The organism is Actibacterium lipolyticum, assembly GCF_900184935.1.
Taxonomy (GTDB): Bacteria; Pseudomonadota; Alphaproteobacteria; order Rhodobacterales; family Rhodobacteraceae; genus Actibacterium_A; species Actibacterium_A lipolyticum.
This window is the reverse complement of record NZ_FXYE01000001.1, coordinates 652,139-669,428: the sequence shown is the minus strand read 5'-3', so window position 1 is coordinate 669,428 and position 17,290 is coordinate 652,139. Positions and strand designations below refer to the sequence as shown.

Annotated in this window: 13 protein-coding genes, 1 tRNA gene and 1 pseudogene; 11 read left to right on the top strand and 4 right to left on the bottom strand. The window is 53.9% G+C overall.

Annotation, left to right across the window (positions count from 1 at the left end):
• On the top strand, nucleotides 1-2,361 hold the full coding sequence (locus COL8621_RS03280; protein WP_093965886.1) for an aldehyde dehydrogenase family protein: 2,361 nt from the start codon (nucleotides 1-3) through the stop codon (nucleotides 2,359-2,361).
• Between the two features lie 260 nt (nucleotides 2,362-2,621).
• Here the strand turns inward: COL8621_RS03280 and COL8621_RS03275 are convergent, their stop codons facing one another.
• On the bottom strand, nucleotides 2,622-2,900 hold the full coding sequence (locus COL8621_RS03275) for a hypothetical protein (RefSeq protein WP_093965885.1): 279 nt from the start codon (nucleotides 2,898-2,900) through the stop codon (nucleotides 2,622-2,624).
• Nucleotides 2,897-4,528: a phage minor head protein gene (locus COL8621_RS03270; protein WP_093965884.1), complete on the bottom strand. Its 1,632-nt coding sequence runs from the start codon at nucleotides 4,526-4,528 to the stop codon at nucleotides 2,897-2,899. Before COL8621_RS03270 ends, COL8621_RS03275 begins: the two co-directional genes overlap by 4 nt.
• Nucleotides 4,529-4,705: 177 nt before the next feature.
• On the opposite strand from COL8621_RS03270, the pseudogene COL8621_RS03265 reads away from it, so the two are divergent.
• A pseudogene (locus tag COL8621_RS03265) lies at nucleotides 4,706-5,337 on the top strand (tyrosine-type recombinase/integrase).
• A 174-nt stretch (nucleotides 5,338-5,511) separates the two neighbouring features.
• Here COL8621_RS03265 and COL8621_RS03260 read toward each other — a convergent pair.
• Entirely contained in the window at nucleotides 5,512-6,243 is a 732-nt protein-coding gene (locus COL8621_RS03260) for a Rieske (2Fe-2S) protein (RefSeq protein WP_141137821.1), read from the bottom strand.
• Nucleotides 6,244-6,489: 246 nt separating this feature from the next.
• Nucleotides 6,490-7,131, bottom strand: coding sequence for an SOS response-associated peptidase (locus COL8621_RS03255; protein ID WP_235823787.1), 642 nt, complete (start codon nucleotides 7,129-7,131; stop codon nucleotides 6,490-6,492).
• Here COL8621_RS03255 and COL8621_RS19265 point away from each other — a divergent pair.
• The 9 genes from COL8621_RS19265 to COL8621_RS19430 all read left to right on the top strand — a co-directional run bounded on the left by COL8621_RS19265 (nucleotide 7,048) and on the right by COL8621_RS19430 (nucleotide 16,774).
• A complete protein-coding gene (locus COL8621_RS19265) occupies nucleotides 7,048-7,332 on the top strand; it encodes a hypothetical protein (protein ID WP_235823810.1) in 285 nt (94 codons plus the stop codon). The two genes, COL8621_RS03255 and COL8621_RS19265, sit on opposite strands and share 84 nt — an antisense overlap.
• 550 nt (nucleotides 7,333-7,882) lie before the next feature.
• A complete protein-coding gene (locus COL8621_RS03250; protein ID WP_093965881.1) occupies nucleotides 7,883-9,031 on the top strand; it encodes a helix-turn-helix transcriptional regulator in 1,149 nt (382 codons plus the stop codon).
• A gap of 234 nt (nucleotides 9,032-9,265) precedes the next feature.
• The gene (locus COL8621_RS03245) at nucleotides 9,266-10,366 is read left to right on the top strand and encodes a hypothetical protein (protein ID WP_093965880.1); all 1,101 of its coding nucleotides are present in this window, start codon (nucleotides 9,266-9,268) and stop codon (nucleotides 10,364-10,366) included.
• A 369-nt stretch (nucleotides 10,367-10,735) separates the two neighbouring features.
• Nucleotides 10,736-11,686: a hypothetical protein gene (locus tag COL8621_RS03240; protein ID WP_093965879.1), complete on the top strand. Its 951-nt coding sequence runs from the start codon at nucleotides 10,736-10,738 to the stop codon at nucleotides 11,684-11,686.
• A 435-nt stretch (nucleotides 11,687-12,121) separates the two neighbouring features.
• A complete protein-coding gene (locus COL8621_RS03235; protein ID WP_093965878.1) occupies nucleotides 12,122-12,880 on the top strand; it encodes a hypothetical protein in 759 nt (252 codons plus the stop codon).
• A gap of 305 nt (nucleotides 12,881-13,185) precedes the next feature.
• Nucleotides 13,186-14,055, top strand: a complete 870-nt coding sequence (locus tag COL8621_RS03230) for a hypothetical protein (RefSeq protein WP_093965877.1) — start codon at nucleotides 13,186-13,188, stop codon at nucleotides 14,053-14,055.
• Between the two features lie 288 nt (nucleotides 14,056-14,343).
• Entirely contained in the window at nucleotides 14,344-15,612 is a 1,269-nt protein-coding gene (locus COL8621_RS03225; protein WP_093965876.1) for a hypothetical protein, read from the top strand.
• A gap of 57 nt (nucleotides 15,613-15,669) precedes the next feature.
• Nucleotides 15,670-15,746, top strand: a tRNA-Arg gene (locus COL8621_RS03220).
• 659 nt (nucleotides 15,747-16,405) lie between these two features.
• Nucleotides 16,406-16,774 carry a helix-turn-helix transcriptional regulator gene (locus tag COL8621_RS19430; protein WP_093965875.1) on the top strand — a complete coding sequence of 123 codons (369 nt, stop codon included), beginning with the start codon at nucleotides 16,406-16,408 and terminating at the stop codon, nucleotides 16,772-16,774.
• Nucleotides 16,775-17,290: the final 516 nt, after the last annotated feature.

Genomic DNA, 17,290 nt, shown 5'->3' with positions numbered 1-17,290 from the left:
ATGAACGTATCCGAAATTTTCGAAACCATGGATTACGGCCCTGCCCCCGAAGGCGCGGCCGAGGCATTGGCGTGGCTGGTGGATGGCGGTGATCGGTTCGGCCATTTCATTGATGGCAAGTTCACAAGCCCCACCGACGGCTTCGAAAGCCGCAACCCCGCCACCGAAGAGGTGCTGGCCACCCTGTCACAAGCGACCCCTGACGATGTGGATGCTGCCGTCGCCGCCGCGCGTAAAGCACAAGCCAAATGGGGCAAGCTGCCCGGCCATGCCCGCGCGAAATACCTTTATGCGCTGGCCCGTTTGGTTCAGAAACACGCCCGCCTGTTTGCGGTTCTGGAAACGCTGGACAACGGCAAACCGATCCGCGAAAGCCGCGATATCGACATCCCGCTGGTGCAGCGCCATTTCTATTACCACGCCGGCCTTGCCCAATTGATGGAGGCAGAGCTGCCCGGGCACGAACCCCTTGGCGTCTGTGGTCAGATCATTCCGTGGAACTTCCCCCTGCTGATGCTGGCGTGGAAGGTCGCGCCTGCGCTGGCTGCGGGCAACACCGTGGTTCTGAAGCCTGCCGAATACACATCGCTGACGGCCCTGCGGTTTGCCGACATCTGCCGCGAGGCGGGCCTGCCTAAAGGCGTGGTGAACATCGTCACCGGCGATGGCGCTGCGGGTGAATTGATCGTCAACCACTCCGGCATCGACAAGATCGCCTTTACCGGCTCGACCGAGGTGGGCCGCAAGATCCGCGAAGCGACCGCCGGAAGCGGCAAATCCCTGACGTTAGAGCTGGGCGGGAAATCCCCCTATATCGTGTTCGAAGATGCCGACATCGACAGCGCGATCGAAGGCTTGGTGGATGCGATTTGGTTCAACCAAGGTCAGGTCTGCTGTGCGGGTTCGCGGCTGTTGGTTCAGGAAGGGATCGCCGATCGGTTCTATGCCAAGCTGAAGACCCGGATGGACGGTTTGCGCCTTGGCAACCCGCTGGACAAATGTATCGACGTTGGCGCGGTTGTGGACCCTGTTCAGCTTGAAACAATCACCCAGCTTGTCACCGAAGGCGGCGCAGAGGGAGAGGTTTACCAAGCCAAGTGCGCCATCCCCGAACAGGGCTGTTATTACCCCCCCACCCTGATCACCGGCCTGTCCCCCGCGGCCAAGCTGATGCAGGAAGAAATCTTTGGCCCCGTGCTTGTCGGCTGCACCTTCCGCACCCCGGCCGAGGCTGTGCAACTGGCCAACAACACCCGCTACGGCCTTGCCGCCAGTGTGTGGACGGAAAACGTGAACCTTGCGCTCGACATCGCGCCCAAGCTGGTCGCGGGCGTGGTTTGGGTCAACGCCACCAACCTGTTTGACGCCGCTGCCGGGTTCGGCGGCATGCGCGAAAGCGGGTTTGGGCGCGAAGGCGGTTGGGAAGGCATCCACGCTTATCTAAAGCCTGCGCGCATCACCAAGCCGCTTAAGCCCATCACCGCAGAAGCAAAACCAGAAGAGCTTGACGTCGCAGACCCGCTGGACCGCACCGCCAAACTGTACATCGGCGGCAAACAGGCCCGCCCTGACAGCGGCTATTCCCGCCCGATTTATGGCGCGCGGGGTCGTTTGCTGGGCCATGCAGGGTTGGGCAGCCGCAAAGACATTCGCAACGCCGTAGAGGCCGCGCACAAAGCCGCTGGCTGGGCCAAGACGACCGGCCACCTGCGCGCGCAGATCCTCTATTATATCGCAGAGAACCTTTCGGCGCGTTCGGCTGAATTCACCGAACGCCTGCGCAGCCTGACCGGCGTGCACGCCAAAACCGCACAGGCAGAGGTGGAAACCGCAATCGCCCGCCTATTCACCTATGCCGCATGGGCGGACAAATACGACGGGGCCGCGCATTCGGTGCCCATTCGCGGTGTCGCGCTGGCAATGCACGAACCCGTGGGCGTAATCGGCGCGCTTTGCCCCGATGATGCGCCCCTGCTGGGCCTTGTGTCGGTCATGGCGCCCGCCATTGCGATGGGCAACACCTGCGTTTTGACGGCGAGCGAGCCGTTCCCCTTGGCCGCGACGGATTTCTACCAAGTGCTTGAAACTTCGGACGTGCCGGCGGGCGTGGTGAACATCATCACAGGCAACCACGCGGAACTGGCGCCAACGCTGGCGGGCCATCTGGATGTGGACGCGGTGTGGTCCTTTTCCTCAAGCGATGTATCGGCGGTGATCGAAAAGGGCGCGGCCGGCAACCTGAAACGCACATGGGTCAACCACGCCCGCACCCGCGATTGGATGACAGCCGAAGGCGAAGGCCGCGAATTCCTGCGCGCCGCCACCGAGGTGAAGAACATCTGGGTGCCGTATGGGGAGTGAGGAGTGGGTCGGTTAAGGGGGCCCTAGAGTGTCACCGTTCCGGCCCATAGCGGACTCTCAGCGCCAATGCCGGATGCTGCGATCGCAGCCCGCAATGCCGACATTCGCTTAGGCCAACCGCTTTGGACCCAAATTCGAGCCACTACGGGGACAAAATGTACTTTCTCGCAGGGTTTCGACACCTTAACAAAGCTCGTTGACGGCAGGTTTGTCATCGTCCGAGACATGTCGGGCGCGTGGACAATTGCCCTACCAACCCATCAAGGCATCGGGCCATCCGAGAAAAGAAAATGATGAAGCTTTGCGAGATAATCATAAAACTCAACATCGGTATCAAAGCTGATCTCTGTGCGATCCTCATATTCCAAAGCCGTAAGCTCTCTTTTGGCCAGGACATGATCAAAATTTGAACGGAAGCGCTCGGCCCACTCACCGCGCGCGTCGATCTCCTCTTTTAACTGTGGGGGACCATACACGTTGCCTCCGCCATAGATGAACATATCATCCAGCCATGCCTGGGTTCGAAGATCGACCATCATCTAACTCCTGTCGGGAACAACGTGACCAAAGAAGGCTCGCCCGTATGCAAAAGCTCATATACAGCAGTGACTGTACCACTACCAAAATCAACCGTCTGTATTCCCGTTGGATTTTTAACACTACCTAGGCGACGGATTCCCTCCACAGCGTTATGGAAATCTCGCCCAAGAACATCTTCAATCGGCAACGATACCTCAAAGGTCGTTCTTGTCCGCAATCCTAACCTCGACATCGCCTCATCACGTGCCGCACGGTAGTCAGGTGACCTGCGAATTTGGGCTTCCGCCGCTACAAAGTCTGCTTCGTTGGTTATTCGGGTCGCGGTTCGGACCGTATTGTGTGTCCCTCCGGTGACCCCATCTGTCGTAGTGCCGGTCATTGGGTCAATGCCACGCAGAACCCGATCCTCCAGCATCTGGCGTGTTACCGCTCCTTCATGCCGTTGTGGCCCGTGTCCCTGAGCCTCCAGATCTGCAAAACGGCTCGCAACCAGCGTATCGACCTCGCGGCGACGCGTATTGATCATATCGTCAAACCGATTGCGACCAGCACGTAGAGCGTTCAGAGCTGCTGTCGGACGCAGACGAGTCAGATTGATCCCCAGCTTTGCCGCACCCGCCGTGAAGGCCGTTCCACCAAGAAGAACCGACGCATCGAGGTAAGCCACGTCTTCATAGGCGCGCAGCAAGGCTTCTTCACTGGTCAGGCCTAGGCGGTATTCAAGGTCAAGCAAGCGGAGCTCTGCGTGCTGCGCCTCGAAATAGGAAGCCGCCTCCTCGGCGATTTGCTCGGCCGTCTCACGATCCAGCTCCGCCAATCGTTCCAGTGCATCAAGGATATTCTGCCGCGCGGTCAGCCGTTCCTGTTCTTCCTCATCCGTGATGACACCGAACAGACGCCGATATCCGAGATAGGAAAAACGGAGCACATCGTAGATGCCAGTGACCGTGCTAACCAGCGCGTCCTCACCGGCGCGTGCGAGACCTCTGCCTTGTGCATCTGAGATGCGATCCGCCAAGTCCGGCGAAACGGGGCGACCTGTCAGAATGGTCTGTCCATTGAGAATGGCCGGTTCCGCATAGCACCGACAGTTGTGCGCTTCACCCGGCAACCCATCCGGAAAGCCGTGATCCCATGGAAATACACGGTCATCCCGCTCGGCATGGCTAGACCGGACCTTTGAATCGTCAGCAGATCGCCAGATGTAATGCGTGACACCCGCTGCCCGTTGCCGCGCCTCGTTCAGTTCGTTCTCAAATCGCCGCAACAACCAGGCTTCATTCGCTTGGATGTCCACTTCAATCAAAGATAATATCCCGGCTCTGTCATGACCTTCACGCTCATAAACGGCCTGCGTCACGGTAAGGCGGGCCTCAAATTCATCAAAAATGCGCTGCTTCAAAGGTCCGGAGTTATAACCATCTGCGTCGCCAAGACTTTCAGACAGGAACGCGGCATTGCCCGCGTCAGCGTCTTCCAGAAGCTCCAGAAATCTCTGTAAATACGGTGCCAGATTGAAGGATGCATCCTTCCTCTCTGGGGCACGGTTCAATCGGTCGAGACTGACCGTAAATTCTGATTTGCCGCCAGACCGAACGAAGCGGACAAAAGGTGTATCAAGCGCCATGACCAGCCTCTGAACGAAGTTGGCCTTATCCTTTCAATTTGCAGTTAATTTTTAGGAAACGGACCGAGCGGTAAGGCCCAAACTGGCAACTAAGAGAAATTTGGTATTTGATGCTAAGCTAAGCTGTCAGCATTGGGTTATCGTTTGAGGAGGGCATGGCGGACCGGAGGATCAGTCATGGAAACACCAAACCTACCTGCAATTCGCGCCCTGCGACCAGCCTGGAACAAGGGGCGCATTGTCGGCCAGAAACGACCGCTCAAGCCAAAGCACGTTTGGGCGATCCGAGTTCGACTTGAACTGGCCGAGAATCATCGCGATCTCGCTCTGTTTAACATGGCGATCGACAGTAAGCTTCGCGGCTGTGATCTTGTGAAGATGAAAGTCGTTGACGTTATGGCGTCTGGTCAGATCAAAGAGCGCGCTTCCATGCTGCAGAGCAAGACGCAGAAACCAGTCCGGTTTGAGATATCTGAAGGTACACGCGCTTCCGTCGAGAAATGGATGAACGACGAATTGATGGTCGGATCCGAATATCTCTGGCCTGGGCGTTTTCACGAGCGGCTTCACATCTCGACACGCCAATATGCACGAATCGTGCGGGATTGGTATCATCCATCGGTTTGGAAGTGACCGCCTATGGCACTCATTCGATGCGACGCACGAAGGCCACCCAGATCTATAAGAAGACGGGCAACCTGCGTGCCGTTCAGCTGCTGTTGGGGCATACAAAAATGGACAGCACTGTTCGTTACTTAGGCGTTGAACTTGAAGATGCGTTGGCAATCGCAGAAGCTATTGAGATATAAGTATTTGGGCCGTTCGACAAGGACGGCCCTAAGCTGCCGTCCAGCTACAGGTTGTGATGCCGCATCAGCAGCCCGCATAGCTGCAGTTCGCTGCAACTGCCCGAACTCAGCAGTGTCAGATGGCTGCTTTGCGGACAAAGCTGACCTTGCCCAAGGTTACCCAAATGGCTGCTTTCAGGGTCTTCCAGTTAGATTGAGTTGGATGCTCTTGCCGTCATCGATGTACTTGGCATTTATCACCGTTAGATTTTCGCTTCCTCCGCCCTTTAGTATGCGTCCTGACAAATCAAAGTGCGCTAAATACCTCCCTTCCAAGAAACCGCCATAATCTCCGGCTCTCAGCAATAGATAGCTAAGCTCGCTCGGAAACTTAGCCAGTGCAAAGAACCATTCATGATCCAGTGTCAAATTGGCATCGTCCGCAAACACTTGTGCTGGATGTCCCAAAACCTGCGTGCTTTGATGTCGCCACGCTTCGGGGTAGTTTTGGCTTGCAGCGAGCTTTCGGTCAGCTTCACTACGTCTCCAGACGATAACCGGAAGGTCGTTTAACCTTACGATTTCTACATCTCCTGGATTGAAGTCAGACACTCTGATTGCCGGTCGCTGCGCCGCTTCGCGAGCTATGACGTCGGCAGAGGGAAGGCCAGTTTGCAAAAGAAAGACAATGCCCAAGAACATTGAAAATAGGACCGTCGCCGCGGTCACTATGTAAAGGGTTTGAGAACGTCGCATACTGATCGCAAAACTACCAAATATTCTTTGCAAAGCAAAGACTGGCCAAGCCCACAGGCGGACGTACGTGCAAGGCGCAGCATTCGGCAAAGTGGGCTCTATGCCAGCATTCGCTGCTGACGCAAATTCTTCGCGGATGTTCGCGCTTACTAATGAGATGTTCGTGCGCATTGGCCAAATCTGATCTGACTTAGCCACGGGCAAATCGAAGCGCGCCCGGTCGTCAGACAAGCGGAAAACCGTGCCGGTGTCTGTAAGCCAAGCCGTAAACCGGGTGACGCATTTTCTGCTAAGCATTGGAGCGAGTACCAGAATCGAACCGGTGTACACGGATTTTCAAGACTAGCTATCTTACTGAAAACGCTTGTAATTGTGTTTAGATCTATTTGGTTGAAGTGAAGCCCTACAGATACTCCCTCAGTTCCTTAGCGGGTCCGATTTCTCGCCCTCACCCCTCAAGACGATCCGCATCTGGTCGGCGGGAAACGGGCGCAGAAGTTTGGATGCCGCTTCTGCCGTTCCTGTTAGCCAAGTTTCATAGTCTTCTGGCGCAACAATGACCGGCATCCTGTCGGGATGAATAGTGCGCACCAACTCGTTCGGTGTCGTCGTGGCAATCGAGTAGGTATCTTCCTCAACAAGCTCGCCTTTGATGTTTCCTTTCCAATGCCGCCAAATCCCCGCAAATGCGAATGGCGGGCGTTCGTCGGGCTCCTCAGACGTGAGGCCGAACCAATAATACGTTGCGGGATTTCTGCCCTTCGCTTCACAAAAAGACGATACAGGGACGAGGCATCGGCGCGTCTGGAAGGATTCACGCCAGAATGGTGAAGTCTGCAACTTGTCGTCACGGGCGTTGTTCACGGCCCGTGGCAGGATCGGTAGCCCGGTCTTCTTGGACGTTTGCGGCATCAAAAAGCCCCAATGCATCCGAACAAGTTCCCGTGTCCCATCTGAAACACGCAGAACAGGGGCATGATACTTGGGGAAGATGGCGCTCAGGGGTTCCGCATTGCCCATGTGATCCATGCTTGGTTCGACGTTAAAGAGGCCGCGCATGGCGTCGGCAGCCGTCGTGTTGGAATAGAGATTACACATCCCGGAAACTTAGCGGTCTGGATCAGTGCTGGCAAATGTTCTATCTTTGTTCCTTCGCTGTTTGTGTGCGAGGAATCATGCCCGCCGGTTATCCCCCGATCCATCCTCATCCTGGTAAGCCAGTTCGAACGATCCGCGATGCGGCACGTGACGGCCAACTAATGATTCTGCGCTGCCGTCTATGTCGCCGCTGTGTCCATTTCCTTGCTGCCGACCTTGTAGAGGTCGTTGAGGCTTCCCACCCCTGCCACATCGCCCCCTTCGGCTGCTCAAAGTGCGGTTCCTGCGACTACGTCGACATTCAGTGGCGTAGCCCTGCTCCGGGGGACATTGGCACGCTTCTTATTCGCCGCCCCGTAGGATGGAAGCGCGTGTGGAAAACCGTGAGGTTTGGAGATGGTGACAAGTGAACGAGAGGGTTCGGCCCAAAGCCGACATTTAGCGGCACGCCAAGGTGTTGCCATCGCAGCCCGCATTGCCGCCGTTCGCTGCAAACGCAAATTCACAATTGGCCTCGATGTCAGAATCGCGAGACAAAGCGAGGTTTCACCGCGCCTGCTGCCATCGCTGCTTTAGAGCTACGGATCAGAAACGGCCGACATTGCCTTTTCCACGCAAGTCAGGCGGAACCGACAGCGAATGCTGGTAGCAAGGGTGTTCAAATCTGTTAAACTTGTTGTTGGGTAGGACTTCAATCAAGGATGATAACGAAATGGACCCGCGGGGCTATCAGGCCCTCGAACTGATCTATGACACCGCAGTCAACCCTGGAAGTTGGCGGCGGGCCTTGGACGCGACAGCTGCAGCTGTAGAAGCCAAGGCCATCGCGTTGGTGATCCGAGGAAAAAAGGCCGGCGCAAAAGATCTGACAATGATGTCCAGCGTCTATTTGGATTTTTCACGCACACCTGCAGGCTGGTACTATGGTGCTCGGCTCTCACGGATGCAGAATCAAGATTGGGACTTTCTTCGATCGCAACCTCCTCATGAACCAGTGCCCGATGTGAAAACCGGCCTTTCGGCAGAAGTTCTCGATGCTCGTAAGGATTACATGTTTCTGAGAAAACGAGCTGGTGTTGGCCGGCGGCTCGGGGTTCGTTTGAACGCCGACTCTGTTTGGTTCGATGCAATGAGCATCGGGTTTGATCGTAGGATGATGGAAGTTCCATCACCCGCCAGCGAACGCTCACGAGTCCTACTTCCACATCTCACTAAGGCTCTTGAGATTGGACGAGTTTTTGCGCTCCTGAAAAGCCGATACAAAGCGGCACTCGCGGCCTTGGAGCGGGTGCAAGCGGGAATTGCAATTGCACTTACGGATGGACAAGTCATCGTTACGAACGCCGAAGCAAAGAGGATACTTGGGCTTAAGGATGGCATTGCGCTGTCAGGTGAAGGCCGGATTGTTACTCCTGATCCCGATCTAACTGCCAGAATTCAAGAGCACATCCTTGAAGTGGGTTCAACAGCGCGGGGTCGGGCCAATCGGCATGAATTCTTGGTCTCGATTGCACGTCCATCGGGGCTTACATCGCTATTGCTCGACATTTGTCCCGTTAGTGATAGCAAAGCCGAACTGGAAAAGGGGCTCGATGGCGCCCTTATCACTATTATTGACCCCGAGCGTATCCCGTACCTCCGATTGAACCGCTTTACTGAACTCTACGGATTGACACTCGCGGAAACCGACGTCTGCCGATGGATTGCGGATGGGGCGAGTATTTCGGAAATCGCGGAGCGGAGAAATACCACCCGGACGACCGCAAAGAATCAAGTCTCCACAGTCCTTTCCAAAACTGGTGCAAGCAGTCGGGCTGAACTGATTAGAGTAATTCTCCGCGTGTTGCCTCCGGTAGCATAGTTGAAAGCCTATACCTTCGACGTCTGGATCTCCTGAAATGGAATTGTCATGATCCGAATGGATCATGAAACCTCGGTCCGCGCACAGTACTATCCAGAGGTAGTACCACGAAGCGCGCTGTGCCTCGCCGCATTGGCGAGACTGATCGGTCTGACTTTTCAAAGTCAACTTCCCTGAGATCAAGCCGCTTCAAATTTTTGGCGTCGTTCAATTTTCTTGAGAGGAGAATCCTAAATGAAAATGCAGTTTATTGGCGCGTTGATCTGTGCACTGCCGACAATCGGTTATGCTCAAAGCTGTGTATCCGTCTATAAAGACGCCGTTCGTGATGTGAACGTTACAACGCAAGAACGAAGTTCAAAGTCTTTCTACTTCAATATGTATTGCGAGAAGAGCGGTGAGACCAAGACGCTCACCACATCGGCCTCGTTTACACTCCCGATCAAAGGAGTGCCCGTTGAATTTTCTGGCGACGGGAATTGGGATGAGAAGGAATGGAAAGATTTCTGCAAGACCGGGTCAGAGCAAAAGTTCTATGAAAGTTCGGATTTTTCATTCGGAAGCGTCGTCGTCAGCGACGCACTTGCCAGCTTCAACGAGTGTGTCGCCCTCGAGCAAAAAAATCTTTTGGTTACGCATCATCTGACGCCCCCTATCGGGGTGTCTATTTCGGGAACAATCAAATCCCAAAACCCTGTTCGTATTCTTGGTCTTCTGCACCAAGAGGACCTCATCACCTGCACATCAAACAGCTTCACCGAAGATGGGTCCCAAGAAGACATTGGACTCGGGCGAGCAATCTCCGGCATTGAGGAGAATTTTGTAATCAGTTGTCTCCGCAAGCCCCAGAAATCGAACGGCACTGAGTTCTACCCATCCACGGCATTAACGCTTGGCACTTCCGAAGGGAACTACACTGTACGGCTAAGAAACGACAAACTCTTGAATTTCGATTTGGCGAGCGAAGCGCAGGCGGCTTTTGATACAGCATTGGCAGACAGAAATGCTGCACTTCAAAGCAGAGATCAGGCCGTTGCGGAGCAAAATCGGCTCAAGAATACTCTTTCAAATGCGAGCGTCGATACTTGGATCATCCATGCCGGAGATGGGAATGGTTTTCCCTCGGGACACAATGGTCACGTTCACAACCACGATAGTAGACCGAATTGGGACAGCAAGCGGTACAAGGATGTTTCGTGCGGCACGAAGGTTGATGTAGCATTGGCCCAGAAAATATGCGGAAAACGGCGTGCAATTGGGCCTTTCGGCGTCCTTGATGTGGGAGGCGGTATTTGCGGGCACGCATTGTATTACGTCTCATGCTTGGTCCATTAGATTCAACAGTCAATCGTCTCGGAGCACCATCGTTCATGCTTTGCCCCCCCCGGACGTGGACCATCGGAAGCTGGATATTCCCAACTGCCGTACGATGGTGGTCTCCGGGGCAAAGCACGCAGCAAGCCTCCTTCGCTACCCTCAAGTACGGCCCAAGCCGCCGGTTGGCGCTCGGGATGATGCATGGCTGAGTAGCCGAAACCGGACATTCACTCGGTTGCGACACCGCTCCCCATGAGTGGGCAAGACTGACCGGTTGCGGGTTGGCAACGCCAAAATAACTGATTGTTGAATGCTGACATTCGCCTAAGCGGCTACCGGAGGCCAGGTGACTTGCTTGGGCCAGACGGGCGAATGTAGAATCCACGAATGGCTAATAATGGACCCGGTTCAAAGCCGAAGCACGTTCATACCGAACTGTTCGGCGCTAAGCAGTTCGACATCGAACACGCTCTCAACATGTATGCCACGAGCTTCGTGCTCATGCCCGCCTTCGGAATCTACGAGGAGGAGATCGTAGCAGCGTTCAAAGCGCAGCTCGCGAAATGCCATATCTACGTCATCGGCACCATCCCGCCGATAGAGACTGTAGATCAACGCCTTGAGGACGGACAGCTTGTCATCGCAACCCTCGTTGCCGGCAAACGTTACAATCTCACCTGGCCCATGCCTGAAGGCGTCGAGGTGGTAGAGACAGACCGAGGCTGGTTCATCAAGAACGGTGACGGCTACTGGGCGCCCTCAGACGACGAGATTGTGCAACGGTTGAATGTCGAGCAGGACGCGATCCGCTTCGAGGTCCTCTACATCGGTCAGGCTTATGGAAAGGATGGATCGCGCAGCGCCTTGGACCGGTTGCTCAAGCACGAGACCCTGCAGCGGATCGCGGTCACGGGCGTGCCGGCCGATCGTCGGCTGACAATCCTCATGCTTGAGATTGAGCCGGCCAACAGCATGATCACCTTCATGAACCCTTGGGCTGAGAACAGGGAGGGCGGCAGCGTCCGCATCTCGGCAGGCTTGGATAAGCTGTTCGGTACATCAGAAGCCGAGCGCGTGACCCTTTACGAGGCGTCCCTGATCCGGCACTTCCAGCCACCGTTTAACAAGGAATTCAAAGAGAGCTTCCCTTCGACCAATCTAAAAGTACTGGCGGACTGCTACGACAAGGACTTTTCCGCCTTGATCTCGGAGATCCGCATCGACAAACTGCCGTTCAAGATGACCTCGGATGCCGTTCCGCCGTCTCAGTATCACACCGCAAAATTCGACCTTCACGAGGACGAGGCGCGTCAGGTGTTTTTCGGCAGGAAGGCATAGCGGCGCGAAGGCCGCCGGTGAGCACCGTTCGAGACGGCAGGAGCAACGACATCTGCGGCGCCGTTCTGGGTGGATTGGCGCGGCGATTTGACGGTTTTGTCGCATCTCGTCATCACCGAATGGCGCTTGGAGCGGCGTGCAGCCGGCCTAAATGCTGAGATGAGGCACGTTCGAGAAAGCTCGCCGCAGTGCCAGCAGAAGGCTTTCCGCCTCTTGCTACGATCCAAGGCGAAATCGACGATGATCGGCCCTTACCGGACATTCGTAAGGAGCGTCGATGCTGCGGCGCGGCTTCCCGCAAGCCGACATTGGCGAGGCGGCACCGCATTTAAGCGGGCTTAAGGTCGGCTCGCCTCCAACGCTCGTTCCGCAGTTGCCAATCAATGTTCCGACGCGCACGGTAACGCGAAAAGGCCAAGGCACATTGGAAGCGTGATGGGAAAGACCAAGCCAGTAGCAACTGTATTTATTGATACAAACATATTGAAGTTTTCTGCGATTAAGAAACACGTTTATCGCGCAAAGAAAACAACCGCGAATTGGGGCGGTACCGAGTTCGAGACGGAAATTCACGAGCCGCATACGGTCAACGATCTGCATAAAATCAAAAACGAAGTTCAGAAGCGCGACGCTGTGTTTCTCGGGATGCTGGCCTACGCTGGAACTTCCGAATGGCTTAACTTCTACATTCACCGCGAAGTTGATCTGGAAACTTGGGGTTTGCCTGGAATGGCGAGCCCATCTGGACGATTTTTCGAATGCACCATCCATGAAGTTCCCGACCCGGTTGCGCCGCAGTCGCGCATTATCATTGGCGGCAACAAGAAGTTCAAAGAACACATTCTTGATTTTGTGTGCCGCATCAAGCACCCACGCTTTATCGAACTGACGAAAATGACGGGCGCGTATCAAGGCGCAAGCAAGACCTTGAACCTGAACCAAGCACTAGACGCCTACCACATTTGGTGTGCGGAATCGGCTGAAATAGAATACTTTTTGACTATGGATTATAAGCTACAAAAAGTAGTTGGGCGGTCGAAAATTGAAACGTCGGTGAAGGTCGTAACACCAGACCAATTGCTGCGACTGGTTATTCCAAAATTTGGTTTCGTGGGGGCCATCAAGTTTATGTGGAACGGTTATAAGTTCGCTAAGCCCCGCGTTGGCTTCGACGAAGGCAAGGGCTGGACTTAAAAAGTAGCCCCGACTGCGTCCGTTTACACAAACTGCCCTTGTTATCGAGCAGTGTGAATGGCCCATTCCTGCCGTTGGCCACCGAGCCCTGATGCTGCGGTAGCAGCCCGCTTTCTGGACATTCGCCTCACGGATAAGTTTGATTTTGGAGAGGGCCATGAGCGAATGACTTCCAATGCCAAACACTTGATCAAAGAAAACCTTTGGACCCGAGTATCAGTGCGGCCAACGCGTATTCCGAATGTGCTTGATGGTGTGCACAGTCGCGGCATAGTGTTGCGCAATAGTATTTTGAGGTACGATCAATGCTAGCAAGCCTGCTCGATTTCTATCATCGATACCCCGACATTTTGCTGTACCTGAAGAGTATTGACCGGGCTTCACTATCCTCTAACCTTCTTGAATCTCTTAACGCTCACGGGCAGCGACAACGTGAGATTTTCGATGTCGCTCAGGTATACCAAATTGACGAGCACGCGGAGGTGATGCTGCGCAACCTCTCAGCTCAAATGCAAAGGGACGGCTTAGACGGCATGTTCAGCAACGTTCGCTTGCCATTCCCGGCCATGTTGTTGACGGTACCGGAACCAAATGTCGGAGAATGGCCTGCCGCGCTGATCACCCAGGATGACGATACGCTCTACACCCAAATTTATCTTGCGAGCAAGGGCGGCCTTTTCCCGAACCTGCTGATTTTCAAATCAAAAGGAGCGTCAGTAGAAATTTTACATTCACCGACATTTGCGTTGTCTCAGGCTATCGGAGAACATGTCACCGAAGATGCAGCCATCAAGCAGGAAAAATCTCTTTGTTTTGACTTCTTAGCAATTGCGGTTGGCATGTCGATTTTGTTCGAACACAAGGCCATGCTGGAAAAAGAGGAAGTGGCTATCTATCCGCGAGCTGAAAGACGAAGAGCTCAGAAATCTGGGCGGACACTGCCCAACAAATCGATAATTAAGGTCAAGCTGGGCGAACTAGGTAAACATCAGCTTGAAGCAACTAGCGGCGAGAGTAAGGAAAACGAAGAAGTCACCTCCAAGCGCAGAGCTCACTGGGTACAGGGCCATTTTATGCGCAATCGGGCCGGTGGCATCAGTTGGAGGAATCCGCATATCCGAGGTGCTGGCCCGCTTCTCGAGCAAGAACGACATATCTCTTCTTATCAGGAGTGATGGAAACAGTTCACCCGAAAATTTAGTGGAGTTGATGCTTCGGCCCTTTGCGGACATTGACCATGCCCTCCCAATGCTGCGGTGCGGTCCGTCGAAGCGGCCCTTCGTGCATTGTGTAGCATTTTTGAGGGTCAAACGTCGGTCTGCGGACTTTGCTGCCGATAGACTTCACGGTCGAAATCCACGGGGCGGCTTCCAAAAGCACAATCGGGACTGATCCTTGCGGTTGCACTAGTCGCTTCCGTGGCCCATGTTTCCCGAGAGGACATCGTAGAAGTTGAATATTAAATGGAGCGAGTAGGCACTCCAGCGGGAGATCAAAGCCGAGAGGCCATAGATTCCCTGCGAGGCTACGTATATCAAATATACCAATCGGCTCTAGCTTGGACCGAGCTGGAAGAAGATGGCTTTCTATTCTTAGAGATTGCAGAAGATTTTTCTGTGGTAGCTGATAGTGCACTTCAAGCAGTTCAAGTCAAAGAGACCGCAGGGCGCATTACGATAAACTCCGATGACGTCGTTGCATCAATCGACAGTTTCGTTCAGCTTAGGGAGAAAAATCCTAACTTGGATGTTTCCTTACGCCACTTGACGACATCAACAATTGGCAAAGAACAAAAGTCAGCGCATAGAGTGAATGACGTTCCGACGCTGACTGCGTGGCGAAATCTTGCAAAGACAGGTGACTTAACTCAGTTTCGAACAGTATTGGGCAATTCCAAACTTTCTAAATCCACGAAAGATTTTGTTAGTAGCCTAAATGATTCAGAACTTCGCGATCAGTTTCTAAAGAAGATTCATTTTGATTGTGGTGCGCCAGAATCTCGTTTTCTTGCCAGACAGCTCAATTCAAGAGTTTCTAAACTAGTGATGGAGCGTGGAGGAGTACACTCTCAGGCTGCTGACTGTACAGCACGCATGGTTCTGTCACTTCTTCGTTTAGCAACAACCAAGAACCGCGACGAGCGCGTAGTCGGCCGCACCGAACTTGAAAAACATCTCGAACGTGCAACCCAAGTCGTGCAGAACCGTGCAAATTTTGAAGAACAGAACCGCTTATTGACCAAGGCGCTTTCGGCAACGGCATCCACTGGATCAGAACTCTCAAACACACATTTCGCTAAGCCTCGACCAGTCTCTGAGGTGCCGTTGCCACGAGCATTGGCAGCTAGAAAAAGCAAAATAAATGATATTGCTCTAAGCTTAGAGCTCTATGGCATGAGCTGGGTTTCTGGTGCTGCTGGTATGGGGAAGACGGTAGCGGCGCGAGTAGCGGCTCTTCGCGCTGGAGGCAATTGGGCAAGCATCAACTTAAAAGGATTGAATAGTGAACAAGTCGCGCCAATTTTGTCAGAAGCAGCGGCTGCAATGCACGACTATGACATTCAGGGCATTTTGCTCGACGACCTTGAGTGCAAACTAGACCCCAATGTATCCGATAGCTTGCACTACTTGCTCCACTCGGCCGACCGCTTGGACGTTCTTACAGTTTGCACCGCACCAAACGCTCCACCGTCAGACTTCTTATCGTTGGGTCAAGGCAAAATTTCGCTTTGAAGTTAAGGGGCTTGCTGAGGTAGATAATTTTTCAGACGGTTTTCCAGACCGTTTCGCGGCCCCGTAGCTCAACTGGATAGAGCAATTGACTTCTAATCAATAGGCTGAGGGTTCGAGTCCTTCCGGGGTCGCCAAAACTTCAACAGGTCACGATACACTATGAAACTCGCGACTGAGATGCACGTTTGAATCTGCCACCCAACGTCGGCTGGTCGCACTGCGGTGGCGCCAGGCGATCTGCTGGTTACGCGCAAAGGGACATCTCTCCGTTTTTGCAGCCGCAAGAAGCTGGCGATCCGGGTATGAGGCATCCCGTAATTTCACGAGCTTGCTGTTGTGCTGCGATCCTTTCGGGTGACCACGATTGTACAGGCTCATTGAGCCTTGGCTTTCATTTTTTCCTTGCCGTGGGTGTTGGTCACCGGTTGTTAATTTCCGCCTGATGCTTGGAACGGACTATAGCACTTTTGGCTTGTTGCCAGGGTCAACGCTTGATTGCGTGTAAATCGGAAAAATGAGGGAACAAAAAGGTGAGTGGGTCGCATCGCAGCGTTTTCTGCCGACGGTTTCAGTCGAGGTGATCGGCATCTATCCAATTGTCTTTGCTGAAGTCGTTTTACTTCGAAAAAGCGCAGGAAGAAAAACAGAAGAGTATTGGCCTAAATTCCTGTTCAGGAAGAAAATAAACATTAAAAATCATGAAGATGACGGCTTGACGCGCAGTTGTGAACGACTACATTACGTGTAGCTTGAACGATGGCGTTGGCAACGCCGTATCCTTGACCGGGCCTGAATGCCCGAACGATTGCTGAAACATGTCAAGGAGAGATGCATAGTGAGTCTACATCATCGTTCAAACAAAGGTATGATCCCCAAACTTTCCGTTCGTGATCTCGAAGAGATCCGGGAGATCATAGAGAGTTGCCTCGACAAGTTGACTGAGACAGTCGACTCGGAGTGCCGGGAGGCGACACCAGAATACCTAACCACGCCTGAGGTCGCAGCGCTTACAAAATACAAAAAAGCTACCCTTGAGGCGATGCGATCAAAGAGGCAAGGCCCGCCCTATTACCGCCAAGGCTACAATGTTCGCTATCGGTCTGATGAAGTACGAGCGTGGATGGAGGCAAATCGCGAAGACGGAGATATGATCGCAAGCTAATCCCGAGACTTAGGTCACGCGCTCTGCCAACTCGAGAGGCAGAATTGTTTTAATGCTGGTTGATCTTTTGAAACATGCTGCTGCTACAGCAAGATCGACCCTACACTGCCCTTATGAAAGGAGGATATCGGGCTTCTTGAAGCTGTAGGTTTGGCAAGCCGCTTAAGGCGGTGAGGATGGAAAAGACGCAGCGATGCCCAAGCCAAGGTGGCACTTGTGCGCGGGCGCGTTCGAATTTCTCTGCTACCGAAAAATCATCTCCTACCAAGATTCCGAAACTGGCCCATTTTTGTTTCTATAGACCGAACCACCGCTCACGTGGGAAGCCTTCCCCGTCACGCTACGAGGGTGCTATACGTGGGTCACGACATTGCCACCATTCACTTATTTTGAATGCTTCATCCTGTTGGGCGCCCGTATGCTTACGCGCCGGGAACGGGGTTCCAGGGACTTAGCTCTCGCTTTAAGCGGAAAAGGTTGCGCCAGTTGAGCGCATATCGTCGCGCGTCATATTTT

Bases quoted from the DNA above. Each gene is read 5' to 3' on its own strand.
- COL8621_RS03280 (WP_093965886.1), top strand. From the start codon at position 1: ATGAACGTATCCGAAATTTTCGAAACCATGGATTACGGCCCTGCCCCC.
- COL8621_RS03275 (WP_093965885.1), bottom strand. From the start codon at position 2,900: ATGATGGTCGATCTTCGAACCCAGGCATGGCTGGATGATATGTTCATC.
- COL8621_RS03270 (WP_093965884.1), bottom strand. From the start codon at position 4,528: ATGGCGCTTGATACACCTTTTGTCCGCTTCGTTCGGTCTGGCGGCAAA.
- COL8621_RS03260 (WP_141137821.1), bottom strand. From the start codon at position 6,243: ATGCGCACGAACATCTCATTAGTAAGCGCGAACATCCGCGAAGAATTT.
- COL8621_RS19265 (WP_235823810.1), top strand. From the start codon at position 7,048: ATGATACTTGGGGAAGATGGCGCTCAGGGGTTCCGCATTGCCCATGTG.
- COL8621_RS03255 (WP_235823787.1), bottom strand. From the start codon at position 7,131: ATGCGCGGCCTCTTTAACGTCGAACCAAGCATGGATCACATGGGCAAT.
- COL8621_RS03250 (WP_093965881.1), top strand. From the start codon at position 7,883: ATGGACCCGCGGGGCTATCAGGCCCTCGAACTGATCTATGACACCGCA.
- COL8621_RS03245 (WP_093965880.1), top strand. From the start codon at position 9,266: ATGAAAATGCAGTTTATTGGCGCGTTGATCTGTGCACTGCCGACAATC.
- COL8621_RS03240 (WP_093965879.1), top strand. From the start codon at position 10,736: ATGGCTAATAATGGACCCGGTTCAAAGCCGAAGCACGTTCATACCGAA.
- COL8621_RS03235 (WP_093965878.1), top strand. From the start codon at position 12,122: ATGGGAAAGACCAAGCCAGTAGCAACTGTATTTATTGATACAAACATA.
- COL8621_RS03230 (WP_093965877.1), top strand. From the start codon at position 13,186: ATGCTAGCAAGCCTGCTCGATTTCTATCATCGATACCCCGACATTTTG.
- COL8621_RS03225 (WP_093965876.1), top strand. From the start codon at position 14,344: ATGGAGCGAGTAGGCACTCCAGCGGGAGATCAAAGCCGAGAGGCCATA.
- COL8621_RS19430 (WP_093965875.1), top strand. From the start codon at position 16,406: ATGCCCGAACGATTGCTGAAACATGTCAAGGAGAGATGCATAGTGAGT.